At 69.2% G+C, this 24,119-nt stretch carries 19 protein-coding genes; 7 read left to right on the forward strand and 12 right to left on the reverse strand.

Translation table 11 applies throughout. The features are described 5' to 3' along the window. Nucleotides 1–162: 162 nt before the first annotated feature. The 4 genes from M0M48_RS24445 to M0M48_RS24460 all read right to left on the reverse strand — a co-directional run bounded on the left by M0M48_RS24445 (nucleotide 163) and on the right by M0M48_RS24460 (nucleotide 4,066). Nucleotides 163–1,632 (reverse strand): DNA cytosine methyltransferase, encoded by a 1,470-nt coding sequence (locus M0M48_RS24445; RefSeq protein WP_257753098.1) that lies wholly within the window; start codon nucleotides 1,630–1,632, stop codon nucleotides 163–165. Between the two features lie 504 nt (nucleotides 1,633–2,136). Next, the gene (locus M0M48_RS24450; protein ID WP_257759354.1) at nucleotides 2,137–2,661 is read right to left on the reverse strand and encodes a thermonuclease family protein; all 525 of its coding nucleotides are present in this window, start codon (nucleotides 2,659–2,661) and stop codon (nucleotides 2,137–2,139) included. A gap of 38 nt (nucleotides 2,662–2,699) precedes the next feature. Further along, nucleotides 2,700–3,674 (reverse strand): hypothetical protein, encoded by a 975-nt coding sequence (locus M0M48_RS24455; RefSeq protein ID WP_257753100.1) that lies wholly within the window; start codon nucleotides 3,672–3,674, stop codon nucleotides 2,700–2,702. Then, complete coding sequence (locus M0M48_RS24460) at nucleotides 3,674–4,066, reverse strand: hypothetical protein (RefSeq protein ID WP_257753101.1); 393 nt, start codon at nucleotides 4,064–4,066, stop codon at nucleotides 3,674–3,676. The genes M0M48_RS24455 and M0M48_RS24460 overlap by 1 nt, the downstream gene beginning before the upstream one ends. Before the next feature lie 242 nt (nucleotides 4,067–4,308). On the opposite strand from M0M48_RS24460, the gene mobF reads away from it, so the two are divergent. Both mobF and M0M48_RS24470 read left to right on the forward strand, forming a co-directional pair. Next, a complete protein-coding gene (mobF, locus tag M0M48_RS24465; RefSeq protein WP_257753102.1) occupies nucleotides 4,309–10,233 on the forward strand; it encodes a MobF family relaxase in 5,925 nt (1,974 codons plus the stop codon). Nucleotides 10,234–10,683: 450 nt separating this feature from the next. Continuing rightward, nucleotides 10,684–11,118 (forward strand): NUDIX domain-containing protein, encoded by a 435-nt coding sequence (locus M0M48_RS24470; RefSeq protein ID WP_257753103.1) that lies wholly within the window; start codon nucleotides 10,684–10,686, stop codon nucleotides 11,116–11,118. 140 nt (nucleotides 11,119–11,258) lie between these two features. On the opposite strand, the gene M0M48_RS24475 is transcribed toward M0M48_RS24470, so the two are convergent. After that, entirely contained in the window at nucleotides 11,259–12,605 is a 1,347-nt protein-coding gene (locus tag M0M48_RS24475; RefSeq protein ID WP_257753104.1) for an alpha-amylase family glycosyl hydrolase, read from the reverse strand. A gap of 582 nt (nucleotides 12,606–13,187) precedes the next feature. Here M0M48_RS24475 and M0M48_RS24480 point away from each other — a divergent pair. Together M0M48_RS24480 and M0M48_RS24485 are read left to right on the forward strand one after the other, a co-directional pair. After that, the gene (locus M0M48_RS24480) at nucleotides 13,188–14,432 is read left to right on the forward strand and encodes an IS256 family transposase (RefSeq protein WP_257750619.1); all 1,245 of its coding nucleotides are present in this window, start codon (nucleotides 13,188–13,190) and stop codon (nucleotides 14,430–14,432) included. A 235-nt stretch (nucleotides 14,433–14,667) separates the two neighbouring features. After that, nucleotides 14,668–15,360, forward strand: a complete 693-nt coding sequence (locus tag M0M48_RS24485; RefSeq protein WP_257753105.1) for a GAF and ANTAR domain-containing protein — start codon at nucleotides 14,668–14,670, stop codon at nucleotides 15,358–15,360. Nucleotides 15,361–15,642: 282 nt separating this feature from the next. Here M0M48_RS24485 and M0M48_RS24490 read toward each other — a convergent pair whose 3' ends face one another. Genes M0M48_RS24490 through M0M48_RS24505 form a run of 4 tightly spaced genes read right to left on the reverse strand, consistent with a single transcriptional unit; the run spans nucleotide 15,643 to nucleotide 17,811 of the window. Further along, a complete protein-coding gene (locus tag M0M48_RS24490; RefSeq protein ID WP_257753106.1) occupies nucleotides 15,643–16,368 on the reverse strand; it encodes an SGNH/GDSL hydrolase family protein in 726 nt (241 codons plus the stop codon). Further along, nucleotides 16,365–16,808 carry a hypothetical protein gene (locus M0M48_RS24495; protein ID WP_239264578.1) on the reverse strand — a complete coding sequence of 148 codons (444 nt, stop codon included), beginning with the start codon at nucleotides 16,806–16,808 and terminating at the stop codon, nucleotides 16,365–16,367. The genes M0M48_RS24490 and M0M48_RS24495 overlap by 4 nt, the downstream gene beginning before the upstream one ends. A gap of 44 nt (nucleotides 16,809–16,852) precedes the next feature. Further along, nucleotides 16,853–17,284, reverse strand: coding sequence for a carboxymuconolactone decarboxylase family protein (locus tag M0M48_RS24500; RefSeq protein ID WP_257753107.1), 432 nt, complete (start codon nucleotides 17,282–17,284; stop codon nucleotides 16,853–16,855). Next, nucleotides 17,281–17,811 (reverse strand): MarR family winged helix-turn-helix transcriptional regulator, encoded by a 531-nt coding sequence (locus M0M48_RS24505; RefSeq protein WP_257753108.1) that lies wholly within the window; start codon nucleotides 17,809–17,811, stop codon nucleotides 17,281–17,283. Before M0M48_RS24505 ends, M0M48_RS24500 begins: the two co-directional genes overlap by 4 nt. A gap of 186 nt (nucleotides 17,812–17,997) precedes the next feature. On the opposite strand from M0M48_RS24505, the gene M0M48_RS24510 reads away from it, so the two are divergent. Continuing rightward, nucleotides 17,998–18,468 carry a GNAT family N-acetyltransferase gene (locus M0M48_RS24510; protein ID WP_257753109.1) on the forward strand — a complete coding sequence of 157 codons (471 nt, stop codon included), beginning with the start codon at nucleotides 17,998–18,000 and terminating at the stop codon, nucleotides 18,466–18,468. Between the two features lie 206 nt (nucleotides 18,469–18,674). Here the strand turns inward: M0M48_RS24510 and M0M48_RS24515 are convergent, their stop codons facing one another. Next, nucleotides 18,675–19,136 (reverse strand): GbsR/MarR family transcriptional regulator, encoded by a 462-nt coding sequence (locus M0M48_RS24515; protein WP_257753110.1) that lies wholly within the window; start codon nucleotides 19,134–19,136, stop codon nucleotides 18,675–18,677. 55 nt (nucleotides 19,137–19,191) lie between these two features. Between M0M48_RS24515 and M0M48_RS24520 the strand changes: the two genes are divergently transcribed. Together M0M48_RS24520 and M0M48_RS24525 are read left to right on the forward strand one after the other, a co-directional pair. After that, the gene (locus M0M48_RS24520; RefSeq protein WP_257753111.1) at nucleotides 19,192–20,082 is read left to right on the forward strand and encodes an ABC transporter ATP-binding protein; all 891 of its coding nucleotides are present in this window, start codon (nucleotides 19,192–19,194) and stop codon (nucleotides 20,080–20,082) included. Beyond that, the gene (locus M0M48_RS24525) at nucleotides 20,079–21,683 is read left to right on the forward strand and encodes an ABC transporter permease (protein ID WP_257753112.1); all 1,605 of its coding nucleotides are present in this window, start codon (nucleotides 20,079–20,081) and stop codon (nucleotides 21,681–21,683) included. Before M0M48_RS24520 ends, M0M48_RS24525 begins: the two co-directional genes overlap by 4 nt. Before the next feature lie 41 nt (nucleotides 21,684–21,724). Here M0M48_RS24525 and M0M48_RS24530 read toward each other — a convergent pair whose 3' ends face one another. Both M0M48_RS24530 and M0M48_RS24535 read right to left on the reverse strand, forming a co-directional pair. After that, complete coding sequence (locus M0M48_RS24530; protein WP_257753113.1) at nucleotides 21,725–22,354, reverse strand: potassium channel family protein; 630 nt, start codon at nucleotides 22,352–22,354, stop codon at nucleotides 21,725–21,727. 43 nt (nucleotides 22,355–22,397) lie between these two features. After that, nucleotides 22,398–23,762 (reverse strand): TrkH family potassium uptake protein, encoded by a 1,365-nt coding sequence (locus M0M48_RS24535; protein WP_374684432.1) that lies wholly within the window; start codon nucleotides 23,760–23,762, stop codon nucleotides 22,398–22,400. Between the last annotated feature and the right edge of the window lie 357 nt (nucleotides 23,763–24,119).

Genomic DNA, 24,119 nt, shown 5'->3' on the forward strand with positions numbered 1-24,119 from the left:
GCGAGGTCCGCGAGGGCTTCACGCCACTCGGCGGTCAGGATGGCGGTGGTGTCGCGCGAGGTGAGCGTCCCGAACGGGTCCGTGACTGGGTGCGGCGCGGTTTCCGTGCCGGTGGAGCCGTTCTGCTTGTACCAGCCCGAGAACAGCAGGGCCTGGGTCGGCTCAGCGGTGACCGCGCCCAGCGGGGTCCGAGACCGGGTGCGCCCGGTACTTCGCCTCGAGGATCGACCCGTTGTTCTTGATCGTGCCGGCCGCGGTCAGCAAGCCGGGGATCTGGTCGGCCGTCACAGTCGGCATCGCCTCGACGTGCGAGGTGGGCGTCGTGTGCCTGCGGTAGGGCAGCACCCCGGCCGAGAGCAGTCCCATGGTCTCCGACCCGCCCTGGGTTGGCAGCGGCTCGTCGACCCCACGCGGGGCGCCCTGGAAGTTGTCGATCGCCATCGGGACCGGCGGCGTGATCAGGCCGGTTCCGTTCGTCGAGGTCTGAGCCGGTAGCGGCTGAGAGAAGTCGCGGGTGCGGCACTGCGAGCCGGGCCACTCGAAGGTGTTGCCGGCGGCCGCCATCAGTGCCCCGGTCGAGAGGACCGCGGTCTCCTGCTGACTGGTCTGGGTGGCCATCGGTTGCCACGGGTGCCGCTTCGAGCCGCGCTGCGACTTCGCCGGCATCAAGACCGCCGGGAACTCGGCGAACCGCTGGCGGCAGCGCTCGGCGCGCGCCATCGTCGCGGCCGCGAGCGGCTTGTCACGATCGCCGATCCGGGTGCCCAGGTTCGACAGGTCGAGCGCGTCCAGCGAGGGCCTGAACGGCGGGATCACCTCGCGGTGGCACGAGGGGCAGCGGTAGTTGTACTGCTTGCCGTACCGCACCGACCCGGTTGGCGGAACGCCGGTCTTCCACGACCACACGGACTGGACGACGGTCTGGCAGTGGTCGCACCAGGACTCCGGCCGGTGATCCAGATCAGGGGTGGGGAGCTTCTTGTCCCAGAAGACCCAGTACCCGCGGTCGCGGGACTGGCCGACGCCGAAGAACATCGAGTTGAGGTAGAGGACCTTGTGGTTGTAGCCGAGCAGGTCGAACTGCTTGAGCCACCACCGGTAGGTCGACCCGTCGCCGACCTTCCGCTTGCCGGGAACGAGCTGGCCCCAGGAGTAGAGCTCGGTGGTGCACTCGACGAGGAGCAACAGCGGGTGGTGCTGGGCCGCGTAGTGCAGGACGCAGCTGGCGGTTGCCCGGTCACGCTCGGAGCGGGTGACGCGTGCTTCATACTCGGGGTCCTCGAGGTCGAACAGCGAGAGGCCCTGCTCGTAGGCCCTCCTCGTGTTGGCGGGCGAATGGTTGACGCAGCTGACGCCGGCGGCGAGCAGGTCGACCGGCGGGAGCTCGCGCACGGAGTGGTAGTCGCTGGAGTCCGGGTCCACCAGATCCGCGATCCAGTGCTCGACGTGCGGGTGGTTCGCCTCATGGACCTTGACCTTGTACTCGTTGTGGTTGGCCGCGACGATCGCGCTGAAGCCGGCGCGCTCGATGCCCTGGGTCAGGCCGCCGAACCCGGAGAAGAGGTCGCCGGCGATGTACTCGTCGTGCCGGAAGCGGCGTCGACGTGCGGCAGGCCGATGCTGGGCGGTCATCGGCCCGCTCCTTCCCCGGCGGCACCCGAGTTTGCTGTGCACGGTGAGGCGTGGCGGGGGTCGGTGCTGCCGCACTCCCTGCACGCCCACCCGTTCCGGCTACGGGTGCAGGCTAGGCACGGGTTGCGGTGCCGGGCGCGATAGGCCGCGGTCGCGTTGACCGTCTCCCCGCAGTCCGGGCACGGGTACGGGTACGGCCCCTTGCCCCTCCCGCGCCTGCCCCTTCCGGGCTCGCGGCCGCTGCGTTCACTGCTGTCCAGTACGGAGCCGGGTCGGACTCCGGCGCCCCGTGCCGACAGGTGCAGGCCCGTGCGCACATCGGGAGGTCCCGGTTCGCGCACTCCCCCGGCCCGTGCTCCTCGACTGCACATTCCTGACAGGTGCTCTTATGACGACCTCAATCGCCTAACGGATGCGGCCAACGCATCGGTATAGCCTACCTATACGGTATAGCCCCCCTATACTGATGTAAACCATTTCGGCCCACCAGTTCCGGCGTGTTCGTCACCGGCATGCCGCCCACATCCCTGCCGAGCGGCCGCGGGCCTGGTCCTCGAGCTGCGCGTAAGTCGAGTGCCGTGAGACCGGAGCAGAGCTGTCGCGAGCTGCAGCGGAGCCGGACCGAACTTGAGCAGCTCCGATGTCGCGACCGGATGCCTCTACGTAGCGCAGCCAGCGCCCGTAGGTGTCGACATCGTCCTGGGTCGGGTCGCTCACGATCGTCACGTGAGTGCCGGCCGGCAGCAGCTGCTTGAGGTGCCGGGTCGATCGGGAGCCGTAGCACTCCCCCGGCTTGCCGGGATGCGCGATCTCGGGAGCACTGATCCCGAGGAACCGCACCCTCACGTCGCGGCCATCACCTGTGGTGACCTGGACCGTGTCTCCGTCGAGGACGTAGGCCACAACGCCGGGCGTGCGCTCGCCTGCGGCCGCGGAGGAATGTGGCCCAGAGCTGTTGTCGAGTATGTCGCCGCCGAAGGCGAAGCCACCCACGATGCCGCGTACGCCGACGATGCCCACCAGGGCCACGATCGCCAACGAGAGGAGTCGAACCGGCGTGCTTGCGATCATCGGCCCACACCCCTCGCATCGGGCGCGATCCCCATCGAGCGGGCAGCGGCGTCGCCGGGCGCGGCCGTGCTGGCTGCAGGTGGCAGCAACGCCGGCCGAGCACTCGAGGCGGCCTGGTCGTCTGGCACCGGGTCCGCTGTCTGGTCCTCCCCGGCACCGTGACGATCCTCCAGTGCGCGTCGCGCCGTCTCCCGTGTCGGGTGGTCGCTGACCGCCTGGGGCAGTCCGTCGCTGTCGGGCCCGTAGACGGTGAAGAACTCCGCCTCGTCATCGGACACGTCCGTTGAGGTGACGTGTCCGTGCTCGTCCTCGACGCACGCGCGGACCTCGGCGCCGGTCGTCCCCGCGACGGCAGTGTCGTCCGGATTCGTGTCCCGGTCGGCTTGCTGGTCATCGAGCAGCTCGAGGAGGTCGCCGGCCTCTGAGCCGGCCGACAGGCCCATGGCCTGACCGTGGAGGCCCAGCCGCTCGGCATCCAGCTCCGCTCGCTGCTGTTCCCAGGCCGGCAGTACCCCGCTGGCCTCGAAGGCTTCGTGCTCGCGCACGTAGGCCTCCTGTCGCGGCGTGAGCGGTTCACCGGCCACGGTCGGGCCGCACCCGATTGCGGCCTCGCTGGCAGTGAACCGCGGGTAGGCCGACTGGTGCTGCCGCCATCGAGCCCGGAACTCGACGAGCTGTTCGCGGACCTCGTCTGGCACTGCCCTGGCGATCGCCTCGAGCTCTGACCACGGGATCACCTCGACCGGGTTGTGCCAGGTGTCGTCGACGCCGAACCCGAGGCCGTCGGTCGTGCCCACGATCCGCTCCCCTGTCTCCGGGTCGCGGTGATGTGTGCCCGACCAACCCGCCTCACCCACCTGGGCGACCTCGGTCGGGTCGATCAGGATCGAGGTCAGCGGCCACCCCGTCCACGACCTCAGCAGTTCGTGCTGACGTCGGCGACTGGTCACGACGGTCGGCGGGCTCGCCATCACGCCACCTCGGCGTCGGCACCCTCGGCAGTGGAGCCGACGCCGCCGCTGGTCCCGGGCTCGGTCCCGGGCTCGTCGTCGGTCTCGAGCTGACGCAGCCGACGCACCGTCGCCTGGTCGAGCCCGGTCAGATGCACGACGTCCTTGACCGCGAGCCGCTCCACAAGAAGCCGCTCGATCGCGGCCGCGGCCGCGACCTCCGCGTCCGCCAGCGCCTGCTCCGCCTGGGCTCGTTCCTCCCAGGCGACCTCGACGTCGACCGACGCCTCGTCGATGCGCCGTTCCCGCGCCAGCTGATCCGGGTCCAGCTTGAGCCGGCGCTCGCGCGCCGCCTTCAGTCGGGCATCCCGAGCCCGGTCCCGACCTGCCTGTGCTTGTGCCGCCTTCCCCACCGGGAACCACCTCTTCCTTGATCCGGAACGTCACGGACATCCACCGCGACCCTTCACAAGCAAGAAGCAACCTCGACCGACCCAGATCGGACACTTCCGATCCACGAATTTCGAACCCGACCACGTCACTCGACTCACCAGACGCTGAACCTCACCAGATCCCTCGCACCCCATGCACTGTCGGAAATTGGTGCCGGGCAGGTGTCCGAAACCGGATCGCCACGGTTGCTTCTCCAGGCGTGATGGGTGTGCACAAGCTGACCGCGGGAGACGGGTACACATACCTGACCCGTCAGGTCGCCGTACACGATGCCACCGACCGCGGCCATGCGGGACTGGCCGACTACTACGCCGAGAAGGGCGAGTCACCGGGCCGTTGGTTCGGTGCGGGGCTCGGTGCGCTTGACCTCGAGGTGGGCTCGCAGGTCACCGAGGCCCACATGCGGAACCTGTTCGGCGAGGGTCGCCACCCGGACGCGGAGCGGCTGGAGAACGCCGCCCTGGACGCAGGCAAGAGCATCGAGAATGCCAAGAAGGCCTCCCAGCTCGGCCGTGTGTTCGCCCGGTACCTGGGCAACCAACCGGAGTTCATCCAGGAGACCGCCAAACGCTACGTCGCCTACAACCTGGCCCGCGGTGAGCACTGGAAGACCCCGGTGCCGGCCGATGTGCGGGCGAAGATCCGCACCGAGCTGGGCAACGAGCACTTCCTCCGCGAGCACGGGCGGGCACCGATCGACGACCGTGAGCGCGGCTCCTTCATGGCCAAGGCCACCCGCCAGCAGACCACCGCGGTGGCGGGATACGACCTCACCTTCGCCCCGGTGAAGTCCGTCTCGACGCTGTGGGCGCTGGCCGATCGCGACGTCGCCAAGGAGATCGAGGCCGCCCATCACTCGGCTGTCGAGGCCACGCTGTCGTGGCTGGAGAAGGAGGTGTTGTTCACACGCCGCGGACGCGGCGGCCTCCAGCAGGTCAAGGCGAAGGGCCTGATCGCGGGCATGTTCACCCACCGCGACGCACGCTCGTCCGATCCGCACCTGCACACCCACGTCGCGGTCAGCAACAAGGTCCAGGACGAGGCCGGCCGCTGGCTCGCGGTCGACGGACGGGTGCTCTACAAGGCCAACGTCACCCTCGCGGAGATGTACAACACCCTCATCGAGTCCGAGCTCATCGCCCGGCTGGGAGTGCGTTTCGAGAACCGCAGGAGCGGTTTGGACAAGGGTGTCGACAAGCGGCCCGTGCGCGAGATCGTCGGCGTCGACGAGCGGCTGGCCAAGACCTGGTCCAAGCGGCACAGCGCCATCGAGGCCCGCCGCCGCGAACTGGCGGCCGCCTTCCAGACCGAGCACGGCCGGCCGCCGACCGAAGGTGAGGCCGTCACCCTCGCGGAGAAGGCGTGGGACCAGACCCGGCAGGCCAAGCACGCACCCCGTGCCGAAGCCGACCAGCGGGCCGCGTGGCTGGCCGAGGCTGCCGCGATCATCGGTGGTGAGCAGGCCGTCCGAGACATGGTCGAGGACTGTCTCGGTCACCGCCCGGACGCCCAGGACGTCACCGACGAATGGGTCGCCGAGACCGCGCAGCGTGTCGTCGCGCGGGTCGCCGAGGACCGTGCGACCTGGCAGGTCTGGCACCTGCGCGCCGAGGCACAGCGCCAGGCCCGCGCCCACGGCGTCCGGCTGCCCGACCTCGATGCCGCCGTCGACCGCGTGGTGGCCACCGCGATCGGCGAGCACTCCATCGCCTTCAACGACCCTGACCCGCTCACCCACGCGACCACTGCGGCCACCCACGACGTGACGATCCCCGCTCCCCTGCAGCGCACCGAACGCGGGGGCGACGGTGAGGAGATCGTCAGCGTGTACAGCCTCGCCGGTGCCCGCCCGTACACCTCCCAGGCCGTGATCGACGCCGAACGGCGCATCGTCGAGTCCGCCCGACGCACCGGCGGCCGCACCATCAGCGAGGTACGCGTCGGCATCGCGATCGCCGAAGCCGCCGCCAACCAGCTCCAGCTCAACGCCGCCCAGCAGTCCCTGGTCCGCGAGATGGCCACCAGCGGGCGCGCTGTCCAGCTCGCCCTCGCGCCCGCGGGCACCGGCAAGACCACCGCCATGCGGGTCCTCACCCGCGCCTGGCAGGACTCCGGCGGCACCATCATCGGCCTCGCCCCGTCCGCGGTCGCCGCCCAAGAACTCGGCGCCTCCATCAACCCCGAAGCCGGCGACGCCGGTGCCGCGGCGAAGGCCAAGGGACTTCTGAACGGGCCGTGGCGCCCGGGTCGGAAGAAGGTTCGCGCCGACACGCTGGCCAAGCTCGTGTGGCACGCCAACAACGGCGGAGCACCCACGTGGATGGAGAAGATCAACCCCAAGACCCTCGTCCTTATCGACGAGGCGGGCATGGCCGCGACCACCGATCTGGCGGCCGCGATCGACTACATCACCTCCCGCGGCGCCCAGGTGCGGCTCGTGGGCGACGACCGACAGCTCGCCTCGGTCGCCGCCGGCGGCGTCCTACGAGACATCGCCCACCAGATCGGCGCCGTTACCCTCAGCGAAGTCCACCGCTTCCGCAACCCCGACGGCAGCCTCAACCACGCCGAAGCAGCCGCCACCCTGGCGCTGCGCGAGGGCGACCCGTCGGCGATCGCGTTCTACGCCGACCGGGGCCGCATCCATGTTGGCGACCTCGGTGCCTGTGCCGACCAGGCCTACGCCGCGTGGGCTGCCGACCGTACCGCCGGCACTGACTCAGTCCTGATCGCGCCCACCCGCGACATCGTGGCCGAGCTCAACACCCGCGCCCGCAATGACCGCCTCGCCGCCCTCGACGAGAAGGAGATCGGACCTGTCTTGACGCTGGCCGACGGCACCAAGGTGTCCGAAGGTGACCGGATCATCACCCGCGAGAACGACCGCCGCCTACCCATCAGCCGCACCAACTGGGTCAAGAACGGCGACCGCTGGCACGTCAGGTGCGTCAACGACGACGGATCCCTGACCGTGGTCCACGACCAACTCGGCAAGACCATCACCCTGCCCGCCGACTACGTCTCCAGGACCGTCCAGCTCGGGTACGCCACCACCGTTCACGGCGCGCAGGGCATCACCACCGGCACCTGCCACGTCGTCCTCACCGGTGACGAAGACCGCAACCTGCTCTACGTCGCGCTGTCGCGTGGCAAGTTCGCCAACCACCTCTACCTCAACGTCGCCAGCGACGGCGACCCGCACAACCTGATCAGGCCTGAGGCACTGATCCCGCCGACCGCACTCGACCGGATCGCCGAGATGCTGCGCCGCGACGGCTCGCCGGTCTCCGCGACCACCACGCTGCGCGAGCAGACCAACCCGACCCAGCTGCTCGGCGACATGGCGGCCCGCTATCACGACGCCGTCACTGCCGGCGCCGAGAACCTCATCGGTCCGGTCGGCATGGACAAGATCGACGCGCACGCCGAAACACTCCTCACGGGACTCACCGAGGCCCCAGCCTGGCCGACGTTGCGCTCCCATCTCGCCCTCATCGCGCTCGACGAGCACAGCCCCTTGAAGCTGTTGACCGCCGCCGTGGGTGTCGGGTCGCTGGCCGATGCACGCGACCCCGCGGCCGTGCTCGACGCCCGCATCGACGACCTCGTCGCCGAACTCACCGCGGCCCGGCCACACGATCCGGACGCTCCCCCGCCCACTGACGGGCCGCTGGCGTGGCTGCCTGGCATCCCCGCCCGGCTGGCCGAGGCCCACGACTGGGGGCCGTTCGCGGCCGCCTACCACCAGCTCGTCCGAGAGCAGATCGACGCCGTACGCGAAGCGGCTCGGGGGTGGACCGGCGCCACCGCACCCGTGTGGGCGCAGCCTTTTCTCGAGGACGAGGACGCCGACCTGCGGGCCGATCTCGCCGTGTGGCGGGCAGCGGCCAGGACTGACGAGAACGACCTGCGCCCCACCGGCGACCGCACCATCGGCGCTCCGGGCGCCTACCAGGCCAAGCTCAACCGGGCCGTCCGCTCGGCACGTCCCAGCTACCCCTTCTCCCAGCGCACCTGGTACCAGGTGCTGCCCGAGATCGTCCGCGCCGACCCGTGGATCACGCCGCTGTGCCAGCGACTCGCCCGGCTCGAGCGCGCAGGACTGCCCGTGACGGACTACATCAGGCAAGCACTCGCCACCGATCCCTCGCTCTCGGGCGGTCAGTCCGCCACCGACGCGGATACGTCCTCAGCCGCGCGGCCGCTGCCCGACGAGCAGCAGGCAGCCGCGCTGTGGTGGCGTCTCGTTCCGCACCTCGGGCCGGCTGCACTCGGCGCTGACGAGCACTCCGCGAACCTGCTGCAGCCCACCTGGCGCAGCGCGCTGGCCGAACTCGTCGGCACCACCAAGGCCGAGTACCTGCAGAAGGCGCCCGCGTGGCCCGCGCTCGTGGCGGCGGTTGACGAGGCCTGCGAGCACCACAGCTGGAGTCCGACCGAGATCCTTGCCAGCGCACTGGCCGGCGTACCGCAAGACGGATCCGTGACCGGTGTCGAGGTCGCCGACGCGCTCGTGCTGCGCATCGCCATGCTCACCGACCAGCCGACAGAACCGCCCGTCCATGGTGACGAACCAGCGCCATACAGCGACGCCGACGTTCCCCCGGACCCGGACATGCTGCCGCCCGAGGACGCCGACGAGTTCTTGGCCGCCTTCTACCGAGACCAGGCCGACGACACCAACGTCCCCCTCGCCCACTCCCCCACTCCGGACGACTACGACACCCTCGCTGCCGAGCCGGTCGCCTGGGAGCCGGACCTCGCCGAGCAGGAGCCAGCGCCGTACGACGATGGCTCGGCCGCTCACTACCCGTACGTCGAGGACCCGTACGCGACCCCCCTGCCGTGGGCAGAGGCCGCCGAGGTCACCGCCGAGCACGCCTTCCCAGACCCGAATCAGATCCCGGCCGAGCGGATCCACGAACTCAACCAGCAGGCACTGGCCTACTTCGAGTCCTGCTACCCGCGCTCGTGGGCACCGGCCTATCTCCGCGAGCGGCTGGGGACCGACCTCGCCGACCACCCCACCTACGCCGTCGGGTACGCACCCGGAGGTGGCCGCAGCTTGATGCGGCACCTCACCGAGCAGGGAGCCACCCTCGACGAACTCGAGCAGGCCGGCCTCGTCTCCCAGCGTGAACGCAACGACGGCACGACGTACTACCGCGACTTCTTCCGCGACCGACTCATCATGCCCATCCGCGACCCCCACGGCCCGAGCGGGCAGGCGATCCTGGGCTTCGTCGGCCGCCGCAACCCCAACAAGACCGACGACGACTACGCCGGACCGAAGTACCTCAACACCCGCACCACTCCGGTCTTCACCAAGAGCGAGGCACTCTTCGGGTACGCCGAAGCCCGCGAACCTCTCACCGACGGCGCGCTCCCGGTCATCGTCGAAGGCCCCATCGACGCGTTGGCCATCACCCTGGGCAGCAACGGTACCGCCGTCGGCATCGCCCCGATGGGAACCGCGCTCACCGTCAACCAGATCAGGCTGCTCCGCTCACACATCGACATGGTCGACGGGCGCGACCGCATCGCCGTGGCCACCGACTCCGACCCGGCCGGCTGGAAGTCGGCGCAGAAGGCCTTCTGGCACCTGACCGCCGCGGACCTCGACCCCACCCATCTCGACCTGCCCGACGGCCTGGACCCGGCCAAGCTGTTCGAGACCCAGGGTGCCGACGCGATCACCGCCGCCATCGAGAATCGGTCCCCGCTCGGAGACGCGATGATCGACCACCTGCTGCGCACCGCAGGGCACTGGTCCGAGACCAATGTCCGCCAGAAGCTCATCCACCAGGCCGCGTGCATCCTCGGATCCCGCGGCTCCGAACACTGGCTCGACGGCTTCGAGCGTCTCCGCCAGAAGCTGCACCTCGCGCCCGGCATCCTCGAACACCAGACCGTCACCGAGAGCATGGAGCGCGACCACAACCGCCCGGCGTACGCCCAGGCCCGCATCGATGAGATCAACGCCGAAGAGCGCAAGAAGACAGCCAAGGCCGATCCTCAGTCCCGGCGCCGGGCAGCCGAGCAGCGACTCGCAGCGACAACCAGCTCGCTCCGGGTCCGTCACGACGTGCCGCCAACAGGCCCCGATCACGCGGGTCGCGCCCGGTGAGAGCACCTCGCTCAGAATCGCCCTGAACGAACTTAGGGCAACGAATGGTCGCTCAGGGCCTGAATCTGCCCTCGCACCTTCGCCAGGAAGCGTTCTGGGGGAACTGCGAGCGCATCTCGGCCACCGACTCACCAGCGACTGACTGACGGCTGGTCGAGGGGCGGCTGTCGAGATGCAGCGAAGATTGACTTTGCCTACGACAAGTCAATCTTCTCGCGTTACGTCAACTTGTGCGAGCGTTCCGGAAGGCGATCGTCACGCGGAGCGTGACCACAGCCGGATCCCGCACCGGGTCGCTCCGCGAGCCCATCCCGCACCGGGTCGCTCCGCGAGCCCATCCCGCACCGGGTCGCTCCGCGAGCCCATCCCGCACCGGGTCGCTCCGCGAGCCCATCGGCGAACGGGGCCCTGGCGTCGCGTCGCTGTCTCGGTGTACGGCAGGCTGACCGTGTGATCCGTCGAAGCGATGTCCTAGTCGCCGCCGGCGTACTCGTCCGCGACCCGGCAACCGGAGCTGTTCTACTTCAGCTCCGGGGTGATGACGCAACTTGGGGCCTTCCGGGTGGCCGCCTCGAACCTGGCGAAACGCTCGAGCAGGCCGCACGACGCGAACTTCTCGAGGAGACCGGGCTCACTGCCGGTGACATGACTCGGATCGATGTCTACTCGGGCCCGGAATTCATGGTGATCTACCCCGACGGGTACGCGGCCTACGCGGCCTACGTGGTCGGCGCGACGTTCGAGACGAATGACGTCGCGGGAACCCTAACGAAAGATGATGCAGGGGAGACCGCGGCTCTCGCGTGGTACCCCGCCTCCGAACTCCCCGGCGAGATCAACTCCTACAACCGCCTGATCCTGCGCCGCTTGGGTCTTGAGGTGTGACCCTCGAGACCGACCACGCAGAACGAAGGGGGGCCTGACGACGCAGTGCTCCGTGCCGCACGAGGATGGGGTTCCGGCAGTGTGAGTTGCTGACACCTCACAGCACTACGATCGGGTTGACCGGCGGCCCACCGCGGAAGTCAGCGGTGCAGCACGGCCCATCCGCGCGGCGCCAGCCGGACCTGCTGCGCGGCGGGGTCGATCTGTCCCGTACCGGCGACCACTTCGGTGGCGTCGGCGCAGGGCAGCGTGACCTCCTCATCGGCGAGGTTGAGCGCGACCACGACGGCTGCGTCGTCACGACCCGAGCGCGGCACGAACTGCTTGTTCGCGGTGTGCACGACGTCGGTGCGGGCGGAGGCCAGCCACGGCTCGCGACGGCGCAGGCGGATGAGCTGCTGGTGCACCTGGCGGGTGCGGCGGGCGGTCTCGTCGAGTTCACCTTCGCGGGGTGGGGTGGGCGCGAGCTCGGGCCGGACGGCGTCGTCGCCGCCGAGCCGCTCTTCCTTGATGCCTTTCGCGCCGTCCTCGTCGCCGGCGTATACGCTCGGCACGCCGCCGATGGCGAAGAGGACCGCGAGCGCGTGCGGAACCAGGTCGGCGCCTACCGCGGAGGCGATCCGGGTGACGTCGTGGTTGCCGACGAACGTGGTCGGCACCGAGGTCTCGAGCAGCGCCGAGTGGCGCTGGACCGCGTGGGCGAGCTCGAAGAGGTTGCGGTCGGCGATCCCGTGCCAGATTCCCTGCCACAGCTCGTAGGCGGTCAGCGAGTCGATCGTCGAGTCGCGCACGATTCGCGCGGTGTCGCCGTGGATCACCTCGCCGAGGAACCAGGCTTCGGGGTGCTGCTCGCGCACTCGAGGCAGCACCTGCGCCCAGAAGGCCGGCGGAACGGCGTACGCCGCGTCGAGGCGCCAGCCGTCGATGCCTCGGGCCAGCCAGTGATCCATGACCTCGGCGACCCACTCGACGACCGCCGGGGAGTCGTGATCGAGGGCGACCAGGGACTCGTGGCCCTCGAAGACGTCGGCGCGCACTGTGTCGCGCGGGTTCCAGCCGCTCCAGTCGATGCGGAACAGCGACGCGGTCGCGGCCCCGGGACCCTCGGCCTCGACCTGCTGGAAGGCAGGGTGGGAGCGCCCGACATGGTTGAATACGCCGTCGAGGAGCACCCGCAGACCACGCTCATGGGCGGCCACGACCAGCCGGTCGAGGTCAGCGGCGTCGCCGAGGCGGGGGTCGATGCGACGGTAATCGACCGTGTCGTACCCGTGGGTGGCCGAGGCGAAGACCGGCCCCAGCAGCAAGCCGTTGAGCCCCAGGTCGAGGACGTGGTCCAGCCAAGCCTCGAGCCGGCCCAGCCGGTGCACGACCGGCTCGTCAGGGCCGCCGAGCGGCGAGTTGCCGCAAGCGGGCCGGATCGGGGCGCCGACGGCTCCAAGCGGGTAGACGTGCCACCACATCACGTGGTCGGTCCACGACGGCATCGGCGGTCTCCTCGGCATGGGCGGGCGGGACCGGCCAGCCTACGCAGCCGGAGAACCACAGTGGTCGTCCCCGGGGGCGGGGATGATCCGTGGGATCTGGCGGACGATCGCCAAGCCAGCCACTCTCGTCACCGGATGCCACTGCGCTCACGCTCTTCGTGGGATGTCGTGCTCGGATCCCGCTGCCGGGCCTCCGAACCATTGGGGGTGCCGGTCCCCGTGCCAGCGGACGCGAACCGGGCGAGGCGGTGGCAGCACACCCGTAGGAGTCGAGTTCGTGTCTCTGTGCTGCGAATCGGGGTGTGCCAGCGTTAGCCTCTGGCCAGGTGGCTCGCGTGCCTTGCAGCCGCGCGGGTGCCCGGCGGCCCGGGTGCCCGCTTCTTGAGCACCCGGCCTCAGCCCGGTGAGCCCGCCGGCGGGTCGTGCAAACCTTATGCCGTCCGTACCTCAACGCCTTGGAGTGGAGTCCAGCAGAGTGGTGTACGACGGACCTGAGTGAGCGCGTGCCTCCAACGTAGGCGCGGCCACCGGGTGGATCCTTCGAGTGATCTGCGAAAACCGACTCGAAGAAGGACCACGACGATGACCGCTGGACCCAGTATCGACCCTGCACAGTTCCTGAACGAGCAGCTGTCCCAGGCCAGTCCTGATCTGATGCGGGACCTGCTCACCACGTTCGTCAATGCGCTGCTCTCGGCGCAGGCCGACGCGGTGTGCGGCGCCGGCTACGGCGAACGCAGCATGGAGCGCGTCAACTCCCGCAACGGCTACCGGCACCGCGACCTCGACACCCGCGTCGGCACTCTGGACGTCGCGGTTCCCAAGCTGCGCACCGGTTCGCTGTACCCCGAGTGGCTGCTGGAGCGCCGCAAGCGAGCAGAGCGGGCACTGACCAGTGTGGTCGCGACCTGTTACCTGCTCGGCGTCTCGACGCGGCGGATGGACAAGCTGGTGCAGACCCTCGGCATCACCGGCCTGTCCAAGAGCCAGGTCTCGGTGATGGCCAAGGAACTCGACGAGCACGTCGAGCAGTTCCGCACCCGACGGCTGGAGGAGGCCGGGCCGTTCACCTTCGTGGCCGCCGACGCGTTGGTGCTCAAGGTCCGCGAAGGTGGCCGGGTGGTGCCGGTCCACGTGCTGGTCGCCACCGGCGTCAACGCCGACGGGCACCGCGAGATCCTCGGCGTGCAGGTCACCAGCAGCGAGGACGGCGCCGGGTGGCTGGCCTTCTGGAGGGATCTGACCGCCCGCGGCCTGGCCGGGGTCAAGCTCGTCACCAGCGACGCCCACGCCGGGCTGGTGGCCGCGATCGGCGCCACGTTGCCCGGCGCCTCGTGGCAGCGCTGCCGAACCCACTACGCGGCGAACCTGATGTCGGCGACGCCGAAGTCCTCGTGGGGCTGGGTCAAGGCGCTGCTGCACTCGATCTACGACCAGCCCGACGCCGACGCTGTCCACGCCCAGTTCGACCGGGTCGTCGACGCCCTGGCCGAGAAGCTCCCCAAGGTGGCCGAGCATCTGGAGGACGCTCGTGCCGACATCCTCGCCTTCACCGCGTTCCCGAAGGAGATCTGGCGCCAGATCTGGTCCAACAACCCCAACGAGCGCCTCAACCGCGAGATCCGCAGGCGAACCGACGTGGTCGGGATCTTTCCCGACCGGGCCAGCATCATCCGGCTCGTCGGCGCCGTCCTGGCCGAGCAGCACGACGAGTGGGCCGAAGGCCGCCGCTACCTCGGACTCGACGTCCTCGCCCGCGCCCAGGCCGTCGACACCTGCGTCGTCGAGGAGGTGACCGAACCCGAACTCCAGGCCCTCACAGCCTGACCGACACGCCCAACCGAGGGATCAACCTCGTACACCACCCCAGCGGACTTGACCCGCCTTGGGCTATCCCGGCCGGCTCGCGGTCTACTCACAGGTGTCCAACTCGCCGGGAGGGCCGTTCCAGTGGTCCCGTCCGATTCCCCGTTTCCCTCGGTCGGATATGGTCTGGCCGGGCCTGGCCCTGTCGCCACGCCAGGAGCGAGACACGGGGCCTGACGGGCTCGAGGAGGCGGGCGTGGACGACGCAAAGCAGTTGCTCGGGGGGTTCACCCAACTGGCCCAGTCGTTGGCTGCCGCGCCGGGTGAGGACGCCCGCCTCAAGGTGGCAGTTGACTCCGCCGTGGATCTGGTGGCCCGCTGCGACCACGCAGGGATGACCATCAACCAGAACGGACGTTTGGTCACTCGGGCGAGCACTGGCGACCTGGTACAGCGGGCCAACGTGCTGCAGACCGAACTCGGCGAGGGGCCATGCCTAGATGTCCGCCGCGACCAGAACACCCTCGTGAGCACCAGCCTGGCAGTCGAGCGACGCTGGGCGTTATGGGCCCCGCGAGTGCACGAAGAACTCAAGGTGGACTCGATGATGTCGCTGCTCGTCTACACCGACGAGACCTCATTCGGTGCCTTGAGCCTGTACTGCCGCGACGGCTGCCGCTTCGATGCCGACGATGTCGCCGTCGCGCAAGCGCTGGCCGGACACCTGTCCGTCGTCATGGCTGCCGAGAAGCAGATCGACCAACTAGGCCTGGCACTGCACAACCGCAACATCATCGGCCAAGCGCAGGGGGTGCTCATGGAGCGGTTCGACATGACCGCCGACCAGGCGTTCGACTACCTCCGGCGGATCTCATCGAACTCGAATCGGAAAGTCGCAGTCGTGGCCGCTGAGATCGCTCGCACCCGACGGCTTCCCGAAGTCCGCTGACAACGCACATCCCGGACGTCGATCGTCACGCGGAGCGTGACCGTGCAGGGATGGGCTCGCGGAGCGACCCGATGGCGGATCCCAATCTGCACGGCCCACAGTGCCAGGTCCGCGATGTCACGGCGTCTGCCTCCCCGCCCCACTCACCGGCGTTCACCGATCCAGACGGCGACGACGATGCCGAGGATGATCGACAGCGCGTACCCACGTAGCGGCAGTGGTTCGAGGTACCAAACCCCTGGGCTGGACTCGGGATGACCTGTGCCCACGACCGGCCGAGACTCACGTGCTGGTGCTCGATCTGGTGATGGCTCGGAGCAGGGCTGGTGTCATGGACGAGGCGAGCAGCTCGTGGCCGCGGTCGTTGGGGTGGAACAGGTCGGGTGCGCTGTTGCGAGGCAGCAACAGGGCGACTCTGCGGATGCTCACGGGCTGGATCATGCCATCTGCGGCAGCGCGATCAAGGCTGTGGTTGACGCGGCGGGCGACAGCGAGGGGCTGAGGCAGGTATGCCACGACTGTGTTGCGCGGCAGCTGGTCGACGATGGCGGCGAAACGTTGCTCGAGGCCGGCCCTCGCCCCGCCTCGTAGGAAGTCGTTGGCGCCGACCACCAAGCTCACCAGCTCAACGCGGTGTCCACCATCCAGCAGTCGCTCGAGCTCGACGAGCTGCGGGTCGAGCACGTCGTGGGTGGTGGCCCCGCTGCGCGAGAGGTTGACGACCCCCAGGTCGCGGGCGCTCCCGGAGTGCAGACGCACCTGTCGCAGCGATCGGTGGACCCACCCGCAGTCCCAGGCCGACGCACCGATCCCCTGCGACAGCGAGTCGCCAAGCACGACCCACAGCGGGACCCCTGAGGCCAGCACCGCACTGTTGTGCCGTTGCCATGCGTCGCGGTGAACGGCCACGGTGTCACCGACAGAGCGGATGCGACGCCGCAGCCCTCGATTGCGCCGGAGCAGCCAATCCGGCTCGTCGCCGGGACGGTCGTCGGGGTGGTCGTTCATGCGACCCGAGCCGTGCCGGTGGCGCTTCCGTGCGCGGATGGCTGGGGGTGTGCGCGGCGTCGTCTGAGCAGCGTCCTGATCCGGCGGCGGTTCAGGACGAGGTGGGCCACGAGGAGCGGGAGGATCGCGAACCCGGTGATGTCGTGGACGACCGACACGGGTCCGTCGACGTTCCACAGCCAGACCGGCGCGCCGGAGACGTTGACGAGGACGAAGCAGCTGATGAGCAACGCGTTGGAGACCACGAGGGCTCGTTGGGGATGCCGGCGACCGCGCTCGATCACGCCGTGCAGCCATCGCCGCTGGGTCCAGACGTGCCACGCCACGGCGGCGAGTGCTGCGATCGAGACCAGAGAATGGGGCGTGGCGCCCCACTCGTGAGAGGCGAAAGCCAGGAAGGCCGTGACGAGCAGGCCACCGTAGAGGGTGGCGATAACCACGGGGTGTCGTCGACGCCTGGAGGCGGTCGCGGTGGTCGCGGTGGTCACGACCCTGCCTCCTCGAGAATGTGGGACGTTGCGGTTCGGCTGGGCTGGCGATGCACCGCGGCGGCGCCGCGGGAGGCTGCAGGCTGGCCGACGTAGGCGGCCATCAGGATCATCACGGCATCGAGACCGTCCTCGCTGACTCCCTCCTTGCGGGCGAGCTCGAGGTAGGGCTGGAGGCGCTCGTCGGTGACGTGCTGGCCCACCATGGCCGCGATGATGACCAGGGCCCGGTCCCGGTCGGTGAGGTCGGGGCTGTGCCAGCCCGGGCCACCAGCGGCGACGTAGGCTTCCCGGACGAAGGCGGAGCCAACGACCTCACCCATCGCAGCCTCGACGCCCGGCTCGTCCAGCCCGAGGTTATGCGCGTAGGTCCGCCGCCCCCGTGCCGCGCGGTCGGCGACCGCCTCACCCGCCTGTCCCGCGCTCACAGACATGTCCCCGGGTCCTGGGTGCCCTCGATGATGACGTAGAGCATTCGTCGCAGGCGAGCGATGTCGTCCATGTCGAACGCCTCGAGAGCCTCGCGCTCGGCACGCTCGGTGCCTGCCGAGACCAGCTGCCGCACACGTTCGCCCTCCTCGGTGAGAGTGAGGTTGCGCGCGCGCCGGTCGCGCGGATCGACACTGCGCCGTACCAGATCGAGCCGCTCCAAGTGGTCCAGTTCGCTGGTCAGCGTGGTCTTGTCCATCCCCACTGCCCGACCCAGCTCGACCTGTGTCATCCTCGGCGCGAGATGCATGGCGCTGAGGATGATGTGACGGCGCAAGGTCAGCCCGTGCTCGTCGGCCGCGTCACTGGTCGCTGCGCGCATCCGCTGGGCGGCCCGATGCAGCAGCCAGGTCAGCTCCGCGTCCGGGCCGGGACCGAGCGTGTGCGACACGAGCGGTCCGTCGTCGCCCTCCGGTGGAGCAGAGGACGCAACAGAGGTCGCACCGGTCGCGAGGGGTCGACTCATCGGTCCGCCTCCGCCGACGACGCACCGGTCGACAACCTGGTGGCCGGAAGGATGGTCCTGCGGGCCTCTGCCTCCCCCCTTTCAACAACCGCCTTTGTGGTGAACCGACCGGTAGCCGCACATTGGCAGATCTGGGCATCGAGGCATGAGCGGTCGGAGCTGCACTGCCTGTGGTGAACTCACCAAGTGCATGAAGTGACCCTGCGCCGTCTCGCGCCCGCCGACCACACGAGCGTGCTTAACCTGCGCGTCGCGCCCGAACAGCAGCACCTCGTCGCCAGCGTGGAGAAGTCTCTCGCCGAGGTTGACGCTGACCACGCGCTGACAGCGTTTGCCATCTACGACGGCTCCCAACTCGGACTGCCTGAGCCGAACCAGTCCCCGGTTGGCTTCGCAGTGATCGAGGTTGTGGCGTCCGTCGGCTTCGTCCTGCGCCTGCTGGTCGGTCAAGAACACCAACAGAAGGGTTACGGGAAGGCCACGATGATCGAGCTGGTGCGCCGTCTGCGGTTGGATCCCGACGTAGAAGTGGTCGCTACCAGCTACCGCGCCGACAACGCGGTGATGGAGCGGCTGTGCGCTTCGCTGGGCTTCGAGCAATGGCACACACCTTTCGTGCCTCCCGAGCGCGAGATCTACCTGCGACTACCGTCGTGACGAGTCGAGCATGTCCGGACGTCTCGAAACTCGAACGTCATCGGACGCACGCTACGCGGATTCGACACCCCGACCGTCGTCGTCTCGCAGGCGATCGGAACCGGGTCGCTACGCAAGACCATCTGGTCGCGGGATGCGGTCGCGTCGCTGTCGTGTGCTCGTCCTGGCGCAGGACTGCCGGCAGGGTGCCCCTCGGAGTCGCGCAGTCACCGATGGGTCTCGCGCCATGTGCGCCACCGCCGGTCCAGGTCCTGCGAGTCCTCCTGCACGAAACGAAAGTAGTCGCGGGTTTCCTCGACCCGCTCACGCCCCGCGGAGCCTTCGGGCAGCAGGTCGACGGCCTCCTGAACGGCCTCGATGATTATGTCGAGGACGGGCAGCCGCGCGGCCTGGATGGTGCTCCAGATGTCGCCGTCGCGGACCCGGAACAGGTCGCCGCGACCGGCCGGGTTCCGTTCGCGCACGACGAGATGAGTGTCGGCGAGGTACCTGACCGCACCCGAGATGGCGGCAGGCGACACGTCGAGCCCGCGGGCCAACTCGGAGGCCGTGTAGACAGACTGGTCATCGGCCAGGATGAAGGCGAAGACGCGCGCAGGCATGCGCGGCAGGCCCATCGCCTCCAAGGTCTGGCCGAGTCGTTCGACGGCACGGGCGAGGGCACTCACGCCACTGACTATACAGCCTTCACAAGTTTGTGAAGATCGTGCCACACTCCACGACATGGCTGTCATCGAGCTCCACGACGTCGTCAAGACCTTCGGCACCACCCACGCGCTCGACCACCTCGACCTCACCGTCGAGCAGGGCGAGGTGCACGGTTTCCTCGGTCCCAACGGTGCCGGGAAGTCCACCACCATCCGAGTCCTCCTCGGCCTGCTGAGGGCCGACTCCGGCACCGCCAGCATGCTGGGTGGCGACCCGTGGCGCGACGCCGCGTCCCTGCACCGCCAGCTCGCGTACGTGCCGGGCGACGTGTCGCTGTGGCCAAACCTGAGCGGTGGCGAGGTCATCGATGTGCTTGCCCGGATGCGCGGCGGGCTGGACGAGACGCGCCGCCGGGAGATGCTCGACCGGTTCGACCTGGACCCGACCAAGAAGGCACGCACCTACTCCAAGGGCAACCGGCAGAAGATCGCGCTGGTTGCCGCGCTCGCCAGCCGTGCCGACCTCTACCTGCTCGACGAGCCCACGTCCGGGCTCGACCCGCTGATGGAGGCCGAGTTCCAGAAGGCGATCCTCGAGCTCAAGGACGAGGGCGCGACCATCCTGCTCAGCTCCCACATCCTGGCCGAAGCCGAGGCGCTCGCCGACCGGATCAGCATCATTCGCGCCGGACGGGTCGTGCAGTCCGGCACGCTTGCCGAACTGCGCCACCTGACCCGCACCACCGTCATCGCCGAGACCGACCGGCCGGCGAACCGCCTCGCGACGGTCCCGGGCGTCCACGAGCCCGAGCTGCACGGCAACCGCGTCACGTTCGACGTCGACTCCGACAACCTCGGCGCGGCGGTGACCGCGCTCGCCGCACTCGGCGTCCGCTCCCTCGCCGCGCACCCGCCCACCCTGGAGGAGCTGTTCTTGCGGCAGTACAGCGACGAGGTGACCGCGTGAGCACCACCTCGATCACCGGTGTCGGACACCTGCTGCGCCTCGTCCTGCGCCGCGACCGACTGCGCCTGCCGCTCTGGGTTGTCGGCCTCGGCGGGACGATCGTCGCGAGCGCCCTGGCCGTGCCCCCTCTCTACGACACCTCCGAGAAGATTGCGGGCTACGCCCGCACCGTCGGCGCCAGCCCGGTGAGCTACCTGATGTCGGGCCGCCAGGTTGGGCTCGACACCCTCGGCGGCATCGTCGCCAACGAGATCTCCCAGGTCGCACAGCTCGGCGTGTGCCTGATGGTCGTGTTCCTGGTCGTCCGGCACACCCGGGCCGAGGAGGAGTCCGGGCGTGCCGAGCTGCTCCGCTCTGCCGTCCTGGGTCGCCATGCCGCCACCCTCGCCGGGCTGGTCTACGGCGTCGCCGCCGCGCTGGTCATCGGCGCCGTCACGACGATCTCGATGCTGACGGCCGGGTTGGCCGTCGGCGGGAGCCTGACGTACGGCGTCGGCCTAGCACTGCTAGGTGTGGCGTACACAGCGATCACGCTGGCCGCCGTCCAGCTGTCCACCTCGGCGCGCGGGGCGCTCGGCCTGGCCAGCGCCGCCGTCGCCGTCGGCTACCTGGTGCGCGGCCTCGGAGCCATGCAGGACAACGTTCTCGTCTGGCTCTCGCCGTTCGGGTGGGCGCAGCGCATGGACGCCTTTGGCGACGAGCGCTGGTGGCCGGCCGCGCTGCTGCTCGGGTCGACCGCGCTCTTGCTGGCACTGGCGGCGCGCCTGATGGCGCACCGCGACTTCGGCGGCGGGCTCCTTCAGACGCGATCCGGTCCAGCGCGCGCCGGGTGGCAGCTCAGCACGCCGTTCGGCCTCGCGGCACGGCTCCAGCGTGCCCTGCTGCTCGGCTGGGCAGCCGGGCTGTTCCTGCTGGGCCTTCTCTACGGCGCGGTCATCCCCACCGTCCCCGACCTCATCGCCTCCAACCCGGAGATGGCGGACGTCGTTGGAGCGTCCGACCAGGCCGCCGAGGACGCGCTCGTCAGCGCCTTCCTGGCCTACATTCACCTGTTCATGGCCGTGATCGCCTGCGGCTTCGTCGTCGCCTCGGTGCTGCGCTTGCGCGCCGAGGAGGAGTCCGGCCGTACGGAACTCGTCCTCGCGACGCCGGTCAGCCGTACGTCCTGGATGGCGGCGACCACGGCCCTCGCGCTCATCGCCGCCGCCAAGCTGACCGTGATCATGGGCATCGGCCTCGCGGTCGGCTACGGGCTCGGCAGCGGCGAGTGGAACCAGTTCGTCGACCAAGTCGGCGGCCAGCTGGCCTACCTGCCAGGCACCCTCCTCGTCGGCGCGCTCGCCGTGGCGCTGTACGGCCTGATCCCCCGCGGCACCGGGCTGGCGTGGGCAGCCGTCGCGCTCATCACGCTGCAGGTCATCCTCGGCCAGCTCCTCGGACTGCCAGACGCCGTCCAGGCGATCTCGCCGTTCTGGCACCTCGCCGCAGTTCCGGTCGACGACTTCAAGGTGATCCCGTACCTGTCGCTCATCGCCCTCGCCACCGGGCTCGTCGCAGCAGGCCTGTGGGGCTATCGGCGGCGGAACACCGTGACAGGCTGACGCCGAAAGAGCCGGTTGCGGAGCGTGACCAGTACGGGTTCTCAGGCGAGGCCGCTGAAGTGTTCCACCTGTGCGCGGTCACCGGAGACGATGATGATGTCGCCGGGTACGACGACGGTGTCGGGTGTGGCGTAGGTGAACTGCCGCTGACCGCGCTTGATGCCGACCACGGTGACGCCGTACCGAGTGCGGACCTGGGTGGTGGCCAGCTTCTTGTTGAGGATCTCCTTCGGCGGCTTGATCTTCACGAAGGCGTAGCCGTCGTCGAGCTCGATGTAGTCCATCATCCGGCCTCGGACGAGGTGGGCGACGCGCTTGCCCATGTCGTGCTCGGGGCGGACGACGTGGTGGACCCCGATCTGGGTGAGGATGCGGGCGTGGGCGTGGCTGATGGCCTTGGCCCAGACGGTGGGGACGCCGAGGCTGAGGGCGACCGACGCGCTCAGGACGCTGGCCTCGAGGTGGTTGCCCACGCCGATCACGGCGCGATCGAACTCGGCGACCGCGAGCTGGCGCATGGCTTCTTCGTTGGTGGTGTCTGCTTGCACCACGTGGGTGATCCGGCCGCTAAGCGACTCCACGATCTGCAGGTCGCTGTCGATTCCGAGGACCTCGGTGCCCTCGGCCTCCAGTTCCAGAGCGAGCGACTTGCCGAAGCGCCCCAGACCCATCACGACGACTCCGCCTTGGTCGGCGACGGCTTGATTGCGGTTCCTAGCCAATGATCGGTCGTCCCTTCGGGAAGTGATAGAGCCGATGGCGGCCGCGCAGGGCCAGCGCTGAGACCAACGTAATGGGGCCCAGCCGACCCAAGAACATGAGGACGATCAGCACCCCTTGGCCGGCGGTGGAGAACTCGGCGGTGATGCCGGTGGACAAACCGACGGTCGCGAAGGCTGAGGTGGCCTCGAAGAACACCGGGAGCGCGGGTAGATCGGTGATGGACAGCAGCACCACGGTCGAGACCATGACGGCGGCGACGCCGAGCAGCGCAACGGTGAGCGCCTGCCGGACCGCCCTGTCCTCGATCCGGCGACTCAGGACATTGACGTCCGGCTCCCCGCGTACCTCGGCGTAGATGGCGAAGAAGAGCAGCAGGAACGTCGTCACCTTGATGCCGCCAGCGGTCCCGGCCGAACCCCCACCGATGAACATCAGCACGATCGTGCCGAACAACGTCTCCGGCTCGACCGCACCATAGTCGATGGCGTTGAAGCCAGCGGTCCGTGGCATGACGGAGTGGAAGAAGGACATGCCCAGGCGGTCTCCCGTCGGCATCGCGCCCAAGGTGTCGAGGTTGTTCCACTCCGTCGCTGCGAAGAAGACGGTGCCGGCCACGAGCAGCACCACAGTCCCCGAGAGCGTCATCATCGTGGTGAGAGACCATCGCCGGGGGAACCTGTATCTCCGGTACAGCTCGAGCCACACCGGGAATCCCAGACCGCCAGCGATGACTGACACAGCGATCGGGATATACACCCACGGGTCGGAGGCGAAGCTCATCAGGCTGTCGCTGTAGAGCGCGAACCCCGCGTTGTTGAATGCCGAGACTGAATGGAACACCGCAAGGTACGCGGCATCCCCCACGGACTCGTCGTAGCCCAGGACGAGGCGGACGAACAACACGGTTGCGGTGGCCGACTCGAACAACAGAGAGACTGCAACCACACCGCGGACGACCGTTCGGACATCACCGATGCCAATCGCCTTGGTCTCCGCCGCAGCGGTCAGCCTGGCCCGAAGACCCAAACGGCGTGCGACCAGGATGCCGAGCAGCGACGCAAGCGTCATGATCCCCAGGCCACCGATCTGGATCGAGGCCAGGATCACCGCCTCTCCGAACGGCGACCAGTACGTCGCTGTGTCGACCACAGCCAGTCCGGTAACACACACACCACTCGTGGCAGTGAAGAGGGCGACGTTGAACGGCGCGGAGCCATCACCCTGACGCGCGACCGGAAGCATGAGCAGGACCGTGCTCACGGCGATGGCGCCAGCGAAGGCGAGGACCACTGCCTGCGCTGGGTGACTGGTCCTGAGACGTATTCGCCCAGGAAGGTGTTTCTCGCCTCGGAGCACCGCCGCACCGTAGCGCGCGCACCCATCACGCCCGCCCCGAAGGGTGGCAAGGTGGCTACATGGACTACGTCCGCGTCCTCAGAAGCAGCGCCGGCCTATGACGGATGTGTTGCTCGCAATAGCAGCGCTCATCGGTTTCGTCATTCTAGTCTTCGCCGCTGCGGCTCTTGCCGCGATGGGCCTGGACAAGCGTTCGGTTCGCCGCCGCAGACCCCCTCGTCGCTGACGGTAGGCGGTAGCCTCGATCGCGTTCTGAAGAGCACTAGTCCGTCGTTCCGATTGACGAACCACTGACGGGACAGCCCCAGCTCAACAAGCCGGCCGCGGTTCGAGTGTTCCGCAAGACCCGTCCGGTGG

This window comes from Pimelobacter simplex, from assembly GCF_024662235.1.
Lineage (GTDB): Bacteria > Actinomycetota > Actinomycetes > Propionibacteriales > Nocardioidaceae > Nocardioides.

What these genes read in the sequence shown, in the direction of transcription:
- M0M48_RS24445 (WP_257753098.1), bottom strand. Translation starts at nt 1,632, where the DNA reads ATGACCGCCCAGCATCGGCCTGCCGCACGTCGACGCCGCTTCCGGCAC.
- M0M48_RS24490 (WP_257753106.1), bottom strand. Translation starts at nt 16,368, where the DNA reads ATGAACGACCACCCCGACGACCGTCCCGGCGACGAGCCGGATTGGCTG.
- M0M48_RS24480 (WP_257750619.1), top strand. Translation starts at nt 13,188, where the DNA reads ATGACCGCTGGACCCAGTATCGACCCTGCACAGTTCCTGAACGAGCAG.
- M0M48_RS24475 (WP_257753104.1), bottom strand. Translation starts at nt 12,605, where the DNA reads ATGCCGTCGTGGACCGACCACGTGATGTGGTGGCACGTCTACCCGCTT.
- M0M48_RS24505 (WP_257753108.1), bottom strand. Translation starts at nt 17,811, where the DNA reads ATGAGTCGACCCCTCGCGACCGGTGCGACCTCTGTTGCGTCCTCTGCT.
- M0M48_RS24520 (WP_257753111.1), top strand. Translation starts at nt 19,192, where the DNA reads ATGGCTGTCATCGAGCTCCACGACGTCGTCAAGACCTTCGGCACCACC.
- M0M48_RS24530 (WP_257753113.1), bottom strand. Translation starts at nt 22,354, where the DNA reads ATGGGTCTGGGGCGCTTCGGCAAGTCGCTCGCTCTGGAACTGGAGGCC.
- mobF (WP_257753102.1), top strand. Translation starts at nt 4,309, where the DNA reads ATGGGTGTGCACAAGCTGACCGCGGGAGACGGGTACACATACCTGACC.
- M0M48_RS24455 (WP_257753100.1), bottom strand. Translation starts at nt 3,674, where the DNA reads ATGGCGAGCCCGCCGACCGTCGTGACCAGTCGCCGACGTCAGCACGAA.